General features: G+C 71.7%; 12 protein-coding genes. 4 read left to right on the plus strand and 8 right to left on the minus strand.

What is annotated here, in order from left to right:
* Positions 1-145: 145 nt before the first annotated feature.
* The gene (locus tag ACWEEU_RS08085) at positions 146-595 is read right to left on the minus strand and encodes a MarR family winged helix-turn-helix transcriptional regulator (RefSeq protein ID WP_451729885.1); all 450 of its coding nucleotides are present in this window, start codon (positions 593-595) and stop codon (positions 146-148) included.
* Positions 596-711: 116 nt separating this feature from the next.
* Between ACWEEU_RS08085 and ACWEEU_RS08090 the strand changes: the two genes are divergently transcribed.
* Both ACWEEU_RS08090 and mltG read left to right on the plus strand, forming a co-directional pair.
* Positions 712-2,514 carry an ABC transporter ATP-binding protein gene (locus tag ACWEEU_RS08090; RefSeq protein ID WP_451729888.1) on the plus strand — a complete coding sequence of 601 codons (1,803 nt, stop codon included), beginning with the start codon at positions 712-714 and terminating at the stop codon, positions 2,512-2,514.
* 68 nt (positions 2,515-2,582) lie between these two features.
* Positions 2,583-3,485, plus strand: coding sequence for an endolytic transglycosylase MltG (gene mltG, locus ACWEEU_RS08095; protein WP_385748145.1), 903 nt, complete (start codon positions 2,583-2,585; stop codon positions 3,483-3,485).
* Between the two features lie 119 nt (positions 3,486-3,604).
* Here mltG and ACWEEU_RS08100 read toward each other — a convergent pair whose 3' ends face one another.
* The 5 genes from ACWEEU_RS08100 to ACWEEU_RS08120 all read right to left on the minus strand — a co-directional run bounded on the left by ACWEEU_RS08100 (position 3,605) and on the right by ACWEEU_RS08120 (position 7,829).
* Positions 3,605-4,765 carry an LLM class flavin-dependent oxidoreductase gene (locus ACWEEU_RS08100; protein WP_451729892.1) on the minus strand — a complete coding sequence of 387 codons (1,161 nt, stop codon included), beginning with the start codon at positions 4,763-4,765 and terminating at the stop codon, positions 3,605-3,607.
* Positions 4,766-4,782: 17 nt separating this feature from the next.
* Complete coding sequence (locus tag ACWEEU_RS08105) at positions 4,783-5,799, minus strand: ABC transporter substrate-binding protein (protein WP_451729895.1); 1,017 nt, start codon at positions 5,797-5,799, stop codon at positions 4,783-4,785.
* 161 nt (positions 5,800-5,960) lie between these two features.
* Complete coding sequence (locus ACWEEU_RS08110) at positions 5,961-6,716, minus strand: ABC transporter ATP-binding protein (RefSeq protein WP_385748139.1); 756 nt, start codon at positions 6,714-6,716, stop codon at positions 5,961-5,963.
* Positions 6,689-7,564, minus strand: coding sequence for an ABC transporter permease (locus tag ACWEEU_RS08115; protein WP_451729899.1), 876 nt, complete (start codon positions 7,562-7,564; stop codon positions 6,689-6,691). The genes ACWEEU_RS08110 and ACWEEU_RS08115 overlap by 28 nt, the downstream gene beginning before the upstream one ends.
* Before the next feature lie 181 nt (positions 7,565-7,745).
* Positions 7,746-7,829 carry a putative leader peptide gene (locus tag ACWEEU_RS08120; protein WP_313884353.1) on the minus strand — a complete coding sequence of 28 codons (84 nt, stop codon included), beginning with the start codon at positions 7,827-7,829 and terminating at the stop codon, positions 7,746-7,748.
* Positions 7,830-7,977: 148 nt separating this feature from the next.
* On the opposite strand from ACWEEU_RS08120, the gene ACWEEU_RS08125 reads away from it, so the two are divergent.
* Positions 7,978-8,400, plus strand: coding sequence for a YjbQ family protein (locus ACWEEU_RS08125; RefSeq protein WP_385748135.1), 423 nt, complete (start codon positions 7,978-7,980; stop codon positions 8,398-8,400).
* Positions 8,401-8,496: 96 nt separating this feature from the next.
* On the opposite strand, the gene ACWEEU_RS08130 is transcribed toward ACWEEU_RS08125, so the two are convergent.
* Together ACWEEU_RS08130 and ACWEEU_RS08135 are read right to left on the minus strand one after the other, a co-directional pair.
* On the minus strand, positions 8,497-9,684 hold the full coding sequence (locus ACWEEU_RS08130; RefSeq protein ID WP_451730468.1) for a M20 metallopeptidase family protein: 1,188 nt from the start codon (positions 9,682-9,684) through the stop codon (positions 8,497-8,499).
* A 112-nt stretch (positions 9,685-9,796) separates the two neighbouring features.
* Entirely contained in the window at positions 9,797-11,197 is a 1,401-nt protein-coding gene (locus tag ACWEEU_RS08135) for an MFS transporter (protein WP_451729903.1), read from the minus strand.
* Between the two features lie 144 nt (positions 11,198-11,341).
* On the opposite strand from ACWEEU_RS08135, the gene ACWEEU_RS08140 reads away from it, so the two are divergent.
* Positions 11,342-12,379, plus strand: a complete 1,038-nt coding sequence (locus ACWEEU_RS08140) for an Lrp/AsnC family transcriptional regulator (protein WP_451729906.1) — start codon at positions 11,342-11,344, stop codon at positions 12,377-12,379.
* Positions 12,380-12,501 lie beyond the last annotated feature (122 nt).

The raw sequence follows: 12,501 nt of genomic DNA on the forward strand, positions 1-12,501 counted from the left end.
GTCCGGAGGAGGACAACAGACGGCGGCAAGCCGTGAAAGGGTCGCGTCGAGCGGGGGTGAATTTCAACCGGTTTTCCCGGTCCTCCGTGAGATTCCACGGAGCCGCGCCGTCCGCCGTTCCGATGCCCTGGGGGACGCCCGCCGCTCAGCAGGGCTTGGGGAGATCCCCGTCCATCAGGGTGTCCAGCAGCAGACCGAGCAGTTGCCGCTCCTTGTCGGTGAGCGGGGCGAGGATCTCCTCGGCCGCCGAGCGGCGCGCCCCGCGCAGTTCGCCCAGGGTCGCGCGGCCCTCGTCCGTCAGCTCGATGCGGGTCACCCTGCGGTTCGCCGGGTCCGCCATCCGGCGTACCTTGCCGCTCGCCTCCAGCCCGTCGACCAGGGTCGTCACCGCGCGGGGGACCACCTCCAGGTGTTCGGCCAGATCGGCCATGCGCGGGGGCGAGTCGTAGTGCGCGAGGACGCGCAGGAGGCGGGACTGGGCGGGGGTGACGCCCAGGTCGCGCTGCTGAAGGTGGCGTTTCTGGATGCGGTGCACCCGGCGGGTGAGCCGCAGCAACTGCTCCGCGAGAGCGCTTTCGGAGTCGGGGGTGCTCATGCCGGGAACAATATCAGGACCCCGTTCATTGTGAGTATAGGTAACAATGAGCTATGCTCTTCGAGTCATCGTCGGCCGACCCGCGTGGCGGCCCCTTGCCCTCTTCGTAGGAGCCCATGAAGCCCGAACGTGAAATCACCTGGAACCCGCCTGCCGACGCAGGGCAGCAGCCCCGGCAGGTGCGCCGCATCCTGAGACTCTTCCGCCCCTATCGCGGGCGTCTGGCGATCGTCGCCCTGCTCGTCGGAGCGGCCTCGCTGGTCTCCGTGGCCACGCCGTTCCTCCTCCGGGAAATCCTCGACGTCGCCATCCCGCAGCGCCGCACCGGTCTGCTGAGTCTCCTCGCGCTCGGCATGATCCTCAGCGCGGTCCTCTCCAGCGTCTTCGGTGTGCTGCAGACGCTGATCTCGACCACCGTCGGCCAGCGCGTCATGCACGACCTGCGTACCGCCGTCTACGGCCGCCTTCAGCGGATGTCGCTCGCCTTCTTCACCCGCACCCGCACCGGCGAGGTGCAGTCCCGCATCGCCAACGACATCGGCGGAATGCAGGCCACGGTCACCTCCACCGCGACCTCTCTGGTCTCCAACGCCACCAGCGTCATCGCCACCGTCGTGGCCATGGTCGCGCTCGACTGGCGGCTCACGATCGTCTCCCTGGTCCTGCTGCCGGCCTTCGTCTGGATCAGCCGCCGCGTCGGCCAGGAGCGCAAGAGGATCACCACCCGGCGCCAGAAGCAGATGGCGGCCATGGCCGCCACCGTCACCGAATCGCTGTCCGTCAGCGGCATCCTGCTCGGCCGCACCATGGGTCGCTCGGAGTCCCTCACGGCCGGCTTCGCGGCGGAGTCCGAGAGTCTGGTCGACCTCGAGGTCCGAGCGAGCATGGCCGGACGCTGGCGCATGGCCGTCATCACGATCGTGATGGCCGCGATGCCCGCCGTCATCTACTGGGCCGCAGGTCTGGCGCTCCGGTTCGGCGGACCCGAGGTGTCGCTCGGCACGCTCGTCGCCTTCGTCTCCCTCCAGCAGGGCCTGTTCCGCCCTGCCGTGAGCCTGCTGGCGACCGGCGTCCAGATCCAGACCTCGCTGGCCCTCTTCCAGCGCATCTTCGAGTACCTGGACCTGCCGATCGACATCACCGAGCGCGCCCGGCCCGTCCACCTCGACGAGATCAAGGGCGAGGTCCGCTTCGAAGGCGTCGAGTTCCGCTACGACGACAAGGGCGGCGCCGTCCTGGGCGGCATCGACCTCACCGTGCCCGCCGGAAGCGGCCTCGCCGTGGTCGGGCCCACCAGCGCCGGAAAGTCCACGCTCGGCTATCTGGTGCCCAGGCTGTACGACGTCACCGGCGGCCGCGTCACGCTGGACGGCGTGGACGTCCGGGACCTCGACTTCGACACCCTCGCCCGCGCGGTCGGCGTCGTCTCCCAGGAGACGTACCTCTTCCACGCCTCGGTCGCCGACAACCTCCGCTTCGCCAAGCCGGACGCCACCGACGAGGAACTGTACGAAGCCGCACGGGCCGCCCAGATCCACGACCACATCGCGGCGCTGCCCGACGGGTACGACACGGTCGTCGGAGAGCGCGGACACCGATTCTCCGGTGGCGAGAAGCAGCGGTTGGCGATCGCCCGCACCATCCTGCGCAACCCGCCCGTGCTCATCCTGGACGAGGCGACCAGCGCCCTGGACACCCGTACCGAGGCCGCCGTCCAGGAAGCCATCGACGTCCTGTCGGCCGACCGGACGACCATCACGATCGCCCATCGGCTGTCCACGGTCCGCGACGCCGATCAGATCGTCGTCCTCGACTCCGGCCGCATAGCCGAGTGCGGCACGCACGAGGAACTCCTCGACCAGGACGGTCGCTACGCGGCCCTCGTGCGCCGCGACGCTCAACTGGCCCCCACCTCCTGACGCGCGGCGGGAGTACGCGACCAGGTGATGTGCCGGGAATCGGGTGATATGCGTATTACCTTGCCCGCATGAACATCAACACTCCGTCACGGAGCACGATGCGACTGACGCGCCGGGGCAGACTCGTCCTCGCCGGGGTCGGCACCGTACTGGCCGGCACCGCCGTGGCGGCGTCGCTGATCGGCCTCTTCAGCGGGGAGTCCACAACGGCGACCCTGGTCATCCCCGAGGGCTGGCGCGCGAGCCAGATCTACGAGGCCGTCGACAAGGCACTCGAACTGAAACCGGGCACCACCCGCACGGCCGCTCCCAAGGCAGGGCTCAAGCTGTCGAAGGACGCCGAGGGCAATCCCGAGGGCTATCTCTTCCCGGCCACCTACCCGCTCCGGGAGGGCACAACGGCGGAGTCGCTGCTGCGGCTGATGGTCGACACCGCCAATGACAAGTTCGACGCCGCGCCCGTCGCCGCCGGGGCGCAGCGCAACTCGCTGAACGTCTACCAGGCCGTCACCATCGCCAGCATCGTCCAGGCCGAGGCCGCGAACAAGGCCGACATGGGCAAGGTGGCCCGGGTCGTGTTCAACCGGCTGGAGCGCGGGATGCCGCTCCAGATGGACGCCACTCTCAACTACGCGCTCAACCGCCACATCCTGCGCACGAGCACCGACGACACCCGCATCGACAGCCCGTACAACTCCTATCAGCGCATGGGGCTCCCGCCCACCCCGATCGGCAACCCGGGCGAGGACGCGATGAAGGCCGTGCTCAGCCCGCCGGCGGGTGACTGGCTGTACTTCGTCACGGTCAAGCCCGGGGACACCCGCTTCACCTCCGACTACATCCAGCACATGCGCAACGTGACGGAGTTCAACCAGCAGCGGACCGCCACCCCCGCCACCGCGCAGCCGGCGACGCCGAGCGGCAGCCCGCACGCCGCGCACCGGACACCGGTGGCCCAGACGCCCCGCTGAGCCTGAGGACTGAGCACCCCTGAGGACTGAGGACTCAGGGCTGGAGCGGACGGTACGACGGGGCGGGAGGGTCCGACAGGGCACTGCACCCCGGACCCGCCCGCCGCAGGTGTCCGGCGTCAGCGCCCGCCCGCCGCCAGCAGCGGCGCAGCCCCACCGGAGCCCTCGGCGGCCGTACCGCTCAGCAGACCGCGCGCGGCGAGATCGGGGATGACGCCCTCGCCGAACCAGTACGCCTCCTCCAGGTGCGGATAACCCGAGAGGACGAAGTGCTCGATGCCGAGGGCGTGGTACTCCTCGATGAGGTCGGCCACCTCCGCGTGGCTGCCGACCAGCGCGGTCCCGGCGCCGCCGCGCACCAGGCCGACACCGGCCCACAGGTTCGGGTGGATCTCCAACTGGTCGCGGGAGCCGCCGTGCAGCTCCAGCATCCGGCGCTGTCCCACCGACTCGCTGCGCCCGAGCGCGGTCTGCGCGGCGGCGATGGTGTCGGCGTCGAGGTCGTCGAGCAGCCGGTTCGCCGTGGCCCACGCCTCGGCGGAGGAGTCCCGGGAGATGGTGTGCAGCCGGACACCGAAGCGGACCGTGCGGCCCTCGCGCTCGGCCAGCGAGCGGATCCAGTCGATCTTCTCCTTCACCTGGGCGGGAGGCTCGCCCCAGGTCAGATACACGTCCGCGTGCCGGGCGGCGACGGGCCCGGCGGCCTGTGAGGACCCGCCGAAGAACACCTCCGGCACCGGGTCGGGCGGCAGCGCGGTGAGACCGCCGTCCACCTGGTAGTGGGTGCCCTGGAAGTCGTACGGTTCACCCCGCCAGACTCCGCGCACGATCGAGAGGAACTCGTCCGTGCGCTCGTAGCGGCGGTCGTGGTCGAGGTGGTCGCCGAAGCGGCGTTGTTCGGAGGAGTCGCCGCCGGTCACCACGTTGAGCAGCAGTCGTCCGCGCGTCACCCGCTGGTAGGTGGCGGCCATCTGCGCGGCCAGGGTGGGGGAGAGCAGCCCGGGGCGGAAGGCCACCAGGAACTTCAGCCGCTCGGTGTGCTGGGAGAGGGCGGCCGTGATCAGCCACGCGTCCTCGCACCAGGTGCCGGTCGGTGTCAGTACCGCCTCGAAGCCGAGTCGTTCGGCGGCCTTGGCGATCTGCGCGAGGTACTCGATGTCGGGCAGGCGCAGTCCGGGTGTCTTGCGGCCGGCTTGGCCGTTCGGGCCGTAGGCGTGGCGGTCCACCAGGGTCCGGCCGTCGCCGCCCGTCGGCAGGAACCAGTGCAGTCGTACGGTCATCTCGGATTCCTCCTGTGTCAGTTCCGGGCCGGGGCGGTGGTCGACGGGGGCAGATCGCCGTTGAAGCGCGGGTCCACGAAGTCACCGAAGTCGACCTTCTTCGGGATGAGCCCCAGCGCGGTGAAGGTGTCGGCGATCTGCTGCTCGGAGGCGACGAGGGGTTTGTCGACGGCGACCGAGACGCGGGTGGAGTTGGTGCGCCGTACTGAGGCGAGCGCCACCTCGTAGGGCAGTCCGGTGTCCTTGGCCCACACCTTGGCCCACTCCTGCTGGTGGTCGTGGACCCAGACCTGTGCGCGCCGGAGCCGGGCCAGGTAGTCCTTGATGGCGGCGGCCTTCTTCGGATCGTGCAACGCGCCGGGTGCGGCCACCTGGAAGGACAGCCCGTTGGTGATGCCCTCGCCGGTGGTGAGCACGCGGCCCTGCCGGGCCTGGAGCACCTGGGAGGTGTACGGGTCCCAGACCGCCCAGGCATCGACCTTGCCGGAGTTGAACGCGGCGAGCGCGTCGGCCGGCTGGAGGTACTTGACCTTGACGTCCTTGAGGGTCAGCCCGGCCGCCTTGAGGGAGGCGACCAGCTGGTAGTGGGCGGACGAACCCTGTGCGACGGCCACCGAACGGCCCTTGAGCTGCTTCGGGGCGGTGAGTTTCGACCCCTTCGGCACGAGGATGGCGTCGCCGAGCGATGTTCCGTGCTGAGCGGCCACCACCGCGATCTGCGAACCGGCACCGGCCGCGAAGACGGGCGGTGTGTTGCCGACACCGCCGATGTCGACGGCCTTGGCGTTGACGGCCTCCAGCAGCGGCGGACCGGAGGTGAAGGTCGACCACTTGATGCGGTACTTCAGGTTCTTCAGCTCTCCGGCGGCCCGCAGAACGGCCTCGGAGCCGCCCTTCTGGTCACCGACGGCGAGGGTGACGGACCCCGAACCGTCGGTTTTGGTCCCGGTCCCCGCGGTCGCGTCGCCACCGCAGGAGGTGACCAGGAGGGAGAGCGGCAGGAGCAGCGCGGCGGGGAGCAGACGTCGTCGCATGGCGGTTCCGTTCGTGTACGGAGGCGGATACGGGCGTGGGGGCAGGTGGGGACGGGCGGTGTCCGGGGCGTCTTCACGCCGAGGCGGACCGGTCACGGGGCGGGTCGGCTCAAGGCCGCTCAGCACAGCTCGGACAGCACGGACGGCACGGACAGCGGGAGTCAGGCGGCTTCGGCTGCCGTGTCGACGCCGAGACGTTCCAGCAGCCCGGCGCGGATCTCCGCGAACCGGGGGTCGGTGATGTCGCGCGGCCGGTCGAGAGCGACCCGCTGCTCGTGGGCGATGCGGCCACCGTCCATCACCAGCACCCGGTCGGCGAGCAGGACGGCCTCCTCGACGTCGTGCGTGACGAGCAGCACCGCGCAGCCCCGGCGCCGCCACACCTCGCCGACCAGACGCTGGGCCTTGATCCGGGTGAGCGCGTCGAGCGCGCCGAAGGGTTCGTCGAGGAGCAGGAGATCGGGCTCGCGGACCAGGGCGCGGGCGAGGGAGGCACGCTGGGCCTCGCCGCCGGAGAGTGTCTTCGGCCAGGCGTCGGCGCGGTGGCCGAGGCCCACCTCCTCCAGCACGCGTTCCGCGAGGGCGCGCTCCGGCCTGCCCGGCAGACCCAGGACGACGTTGCGCCACACCTTCTTCCACGGCATGAGCCGGGGCGCCTGGAAGGCGACGGCCCGGCGCCGCGGCACGAGGACGGTCCCCTCGATGTCCCGGTCGAGGCCCGCCAGGACGCGCAGCAGCGTCGACTTGCCGCAGCCGCTGCGGCCGAGCAGTGCGACGAACTCGCCGGGCGCGATGTCCAGAGCGAGGTCGTCGATGACGGCGCGGCCGTCGAAGGAGCGGGTGAGCCCCTCGACGCGTACGACCTGGGCGAGCCCGGTCTTCGCGGGGCTCACCGGCCCGTGAACGTCGGTCGCCATTGCAGCAGCAGCCTTTCGAGGGAGCGGACGATGAAGTCGGTGAGCAGGCCGAGGAAGGCGTAGACGATGAGGCAGACCACGATCACGTCGGTCCGCAGGAAGTCCCGTGCCTGCACCATGAGGAATCCGATACCGGAGTCGGCGTTGACCTGTTCGGCGAAGACCAGGGCGAGCCAGGCGACGCCGAGCGCGTAGCGCAGCCCGGTGAGCGCGCCGGGCAGCGCGCCCGGCAGGACCACGTGCCGTACCAGCCCCCAGCGGGACAGCCCCAACGACTCGCCCGCCTCGATGAGCTGGGAGTCGACACCGCGTATCCCGGCGTAGACGTTGAGGTAGAGCGGAAAGGTCACACCGAGTGTGATGATGGCGATCTTCGGGGTCTCGCCGATGCCGAACCAGATGATGAACAGCGGGATGAGACCGACGAACGGCACCGTCCGCAGCATCTGCACCGGGGCGTCCACCAGGTCCTCCCCGATGCGGAACAGCCCGGAGACCAGGGTGAGTCCGATGCCGGTCACGGTGCCGACCGCGAGCCCCGCCGCGACCCGGCCCAGGGAGGTGGCCACGGCGGAGGGCAGCGAACCGTCCCCGACGAGGTCGGCGCCGACCCGTGCGATGCGTCCCGGCGAGGCCAGTACGTCAGGGGTGAGGACCCCGGTGGCGCTGAGGAGTTGCCACAGCAGGAGCAGCAGCAGGGGGCCGGTGGTGCGGCGCAGCCAGCGCGGGACGCGGGCGCGGCGGGAGGAGTCGGGGACGAGGCGCTGGAGGGAGCCGGGCGCGAGGGGAGCGGATATGCCGGATGTGTCCGGATCGTGGGCGCTGGGTGGGGCATGGCTGATGCTCATGGCTGCTCCACGGAGGTGAGGCGGGGCGCGGGACGCGGTGCCGTGCCGGTCCGGACCGGGGATCAGCGGACCGCACGGCGACGCCGGGCACGTGGTCACGAGGGATACGCGCGGACGGCGTACGGGTGCCACGGGGATGTCGCCCTGGACGAGGGCGGTGGGGAAACGAGCGGGAAGGGCGTCAGCGGCCGCGACGACACGCGGCGGAGGCCACCCGCAGCAGGTCGATGTGACCGCGCGTGGTGAGCAGGGCTGAACGCAACATGCCCGTGAAAGTAGCCAGATGGCCGGTCGCGGGTCAACGGTGTCTCGACTGATGGACCGTGCGTATCGGAGAGCGGGCACGCCGCGCCCTTGGTGGAATCCGTCGCGTCGAGGCGCGTGAAGTCCCGTGTCCGGGTGAGGATGGGGGCATGTCAGATGCCTTCACCACGCGCGTGCTCAACATCGCCACCGGTTCCCACGAGCGGGTCGTCGACCTCACCGGCGAGTGCGAGGACTTCCTGCGCGAGGCGGCGCACGGCCGCGACGGACTCCTCAACGTCTTCGTCCCGCACGCGACCTGCGGAATCGCCGTCCTCGAAACCGGAGCCGGGAGCGACGACGACCTCCTCGCCACCCTGCACACCCTGCTCCCCGCCGACGACCGCTGGCAGCACCGCCACGGCAGCCCCGGCCACGGCCGCGACCACGTCCTCCCGGCGATCGTCCCGCCCCACGCGACCCTCCCCGTGATCGACGGCCGCCTGGCGCTCGGGACGTGGCAGTCGGTGTGCCTGGTGGACACCAACCGGGACAACCCGAACCGCCAGGTCAGGTTGAGCTTCCTGGGGTGAGGCGGGGCGAGTGGTCGTCGGGAGAGCACCGAGAGCGGCAGCGTCACCTCGTCGGCGTCGCGCGCCCTCCTGACCCGCCCTCAGCGGCCGATGCGGTCACCCCCTGGCCGGGCGTCCCGTCGCCAGGCCCGCCAGCAGCGCCGCGGCCACGTCCAGGACCGAGTCGTCGAAGGCGGCGACCGGGGAGTGGTTGTACGCCGCTGTGAACGGGTCCAGGTCCGGCGGGCAGGCGCCGAGCATCAGGTAGGCGGACGGGACGTGCTCGCCGAGCATGCCGAAGTCCTCGGACCCCGTGATCGCGTGCGGCATCTCCACGCAGCGTTCGTCGCCGACCAGTTGCCGGGCCACCGACACCGCGAACGCCGTCTCCGCCGGGTCGTTCACCGTCACCGGGTAGCCCTCGCGGAACTCGGCGTCCACCTCCAGGCCGTGCGCCGCCGCGATTCCACGGACGAGGCGCAGGGACTCCGCCCGCACCCGCTCGCGGGATTCCCGTGAGAACGACCGTACGGTGGCGGCGAATTCGGCCTTGTCCGGGATGACGTTGTCCGTCGCTCCCGCGTGGAAGCTCCCGACCGTGACCACCACCGGGTCGAACGCGTCGAACCGCCGGGTCACCATCGCCTGGAGCGCGGTCACCGCCTCGCACGCCGCGGGCACCGGGTCCAGCGCGGTGTGGGGCATCGAGCCGTGGCCGCCCCGTCCGCGCATGGTCACGGCCAGCACGTCGGCCGCCGCCATCACAGGGCCGGGCCGGGTCGCCACCCATCCGTGCGGGAGCAGTGCCGCACCGACATGCAGCGCGTACGCGGCGGCGACCCGTTCACCCGCCGCGTCGAGCACGCCCTCGTCGATCATCAACTGCGCACCGCCGCAGCCCTCCTCGCCGGGCTGGAACATGAACACCACGTCCCCCGCCAGCTCGTCCCGCCGCTCCGCGAGCAGCCGCGCCGCGCCGACCAGCGCGGCGGTGTGCAGATCGTGTCCGCAGGCGTGCATCGCCCCCGGAATGCGCGAGGCGTACGGCAGGCCCGAGGTCTCCTGGACCGGAAGGGCGTCCATGTCGGCGCGCAGCAGTACGGCGGGTCCCGGACGCCCGCCGCGCAGCACGGCGACGACCGAGCTGAGCCTGCGGCCCAGGGTGATCTCCAGCGGCAGTCCGTCCAGCGCCTCCAGGACCTTGGCCCGGGTCAGCGGGAGATCGAGCCCGATCTCCGGTTCCTGGTGCAGCGCGCGGCGCAGCGCCACCAGATCGGAACGTATCGCGGCCGCGGCCTCGGTCAGGCTGGTCACAGCATCTCCTTCAGATCCTTGAGAACGATCGGATACGGGCGGACGATCGGATACCTGCGGACGATCAGGGCCATGCGGGGGGCAGATCGTCGAGAACGGTCGGTCACACAGGCTCGACGGCGACGGGCACCCCGCCGACCCCGCCGCTTCCCCACAACGCCAGCGCCACCGGCGCTCCCAGCGCGCCCAGCGTCGCGCAGCCCAGCCACACCCCCACGTACGCGCCCTCCCGCGGCACCCCGGCCTGGAGCACCACCGCGTTCAGCAACGCCGTGCCGGCCGCGCCGGTCGCCGCGCCCGCGAGCGTCTTGAGCGTGTTGTAGACGCCGGTGCCGACACCCGTCTGCTCGGCCGGCAGCCGCCGCATCAGCAGCGCCGGCAGCAGACTCAGCGCGAGCCCACCGCCGAACCCGATCAGCAGACCGGTCGGCACGAAACTCGCCGCCGTACCGTGCCAGGCCGCGACCGCCACGTAGCCCACGGCCGACAGCGCGAAGCCGCCCACCAGAACCTGCCGTACGCCGAACCGGCGCCCGAGCCGGTCCGCGACCAGCGCGCCGATCAGGGCGCCGAGCACGGACGGCACGGTGAGCAGGCCCAGCAGATCGCTGTCGGCCCGCAGCCCGTACCCCGTCACCGCCGGGTCCGCGGCCTGGAAGCTCCGGGTGGGCGCCTGAGCGCCGTACAGCACGCAGCCGAGCAGGAAACTCAGGCCGAACACCGGCGCCGTCGCCCGTCCGGTCAGCACGCGCAGGTCCAACAGCGGTGTGTCGGTGTGCCGTTCGTGCCGGACGAACAGCGTGAACATCCCGGCCCCGGCCAGCAGCAGCGCCACCGCGCCGACGGCACCGAGACCGCCGGCCCCGCTGAAGCAGCCGAACAGCAGGCTCAGCCCGAGCGAGAGCAGTACCGCACCCCGCCAGTCCATCCGGCCCGACGCCCGGACGGTCGACTCCGGCACCCCCAGGCCGACCAGCAGCAGCCCGAGCAGCGGGACCGCCGCCAATCCCCAGAGCAGCGGCCGCAGTCCACCGGACTCCGATCCCAACTGCCCTACCAGTACGGCCCCGACGATGCTGCCGACGGTCAGCGAGCCGACCAACTGCCCCACCGCGCGCCCGCCCCGCTCGGGGCCGACGAGGTCGCGGACCAGCGCGAACTGCAAGGGAAGCCAGCAGGGCAGGAAGCCCGCGAGCGCCCGGCCGACCAGCAGCATCGTGAGCGATCCGGCGGTCGAGGTGAGCACGTAGCCGACGAACGTGATCAGGAGGGTGAGCCACAGCCAGCGGCGGTGGCCGAGGAGATCGCCGAGCCGGGAGGTCACCGGTACGACCATGCCCGAGACCAGGAACTCGACCCCCGTGGCGAGGGACTGGTCCCCCGCCCCCAGGTGCAGCCGGCCGGCCAGACCGGGTAGCAGCACCGGAAAGCCGCCCTGGAGCATCCCGCTGCCGAACTCGAGCAGTACCAGCAGAGCCACGACACGTGAGGCGGACCGGGGCATGGGCGGCTCCTGGGGGAACGTCCGGGCGAGGCCCGGCGGCTGGCGAGTGCGTGACAGGTGGCCGACAGAATGGCTAACCTCGTGCGCCGTGACACCGGACTGCATGAATCGGCCTCCACGACCTCCTCTGTGCATGGATCCGCCATGATCGACGAGCTCGACCTGGCGCTTGTCGATGCCGTACGAGTCGCCCCGCGTGCGCCCTGGTCGAAGCTGGCGGGGCCGTTGGGCGTCGACCCGGCCACACTGTCGCGGCGCTGGGCCACGCTGACGTCCTCCGGGGACGCCTGGGTGGCCTGCTATCTGTCGGTGGACCGGCTGGGACGCGGACTCACCGCGCTGGTCGAGGTCGACTGCCTGGCCGGTCATGTCATGGACGTCGCCGCCCGTCTGGCCGCACAGCCCTGGGTCGCCTCCGTCGAGATCGTCTCCGGCGGTACGGATCTGGTGCTCACGGTGGCCGCGCTCGGCCCCGCGGAGCTGGGACGGTGCGTGCTGCGGCACATCGCCACGGTGCCGGGCGTCCAGTCCACCCGGACCTCCCTGGTCGAGCGGACCCTGCGGGAGGGCAGCCGCTGGCGCGACGGCGCGCTCGATCCCGAGCAGCGCCGCGCCCTCGCCGCGACGGTCGGCGACCGCAAGGGCGCGCTCCCGTCCGCCGTGCCACCGGCGGACTGGGACACCGACCTCGCCATCGCCCAGGCGCTCGGCGCCGACGGCCGGATGCCGCTCGCCGAACTGGCCGCCCGCACCGGCCTGCCGGCCACCAGCCTGCGCCGCCGTCTGTCCCGCCTGTGCTCGGACGGCCGGCTCGTCCTGCGCTGCGACGTCTCTCCCCACCTCAACGGTCACGCACTGGGCACCATGCTCTGGCTAGACGTCCCGCCCGCCGAACTCCCCAAGGTGGTGCCGACGTTGGCCGAACTCCCGCAGGTCCGGATGTGCGCGGTGACGCTGGGAGACGCCAACCTGGTCGCCTACGTGGTGACCCACCACCCCTCCGAGCAACGCCGCTTCGAACAGGAACTCGCGGCACGCTTCCCCGGAATCCGCCCGCTGTCGCGCCAACTGGTTTTCGGAACGGTCAAGTTGGTCGGCCACCTGCTCGACGAGAACGGACGCTCCGCCGGCTACGTCCCGATCGCCCCCGCCGACCAGCCGACGAGGAACCCGGCCCGCTGAGCTGTCCGGGGGTCACGGCGCGCAGACGCGTTCGTCCACCTCCACGCCGCCGGCCGCTCGCGGGTGACCGCCGCCTTCCTCACCCGGCCTGCCGAGGGCCGCGGCGAGGTCCGCCCGGCCGG

The sequence above is a fragment of the Streptomyces sp. NPDC005004 genome (genome assembly GCF_053600675.1).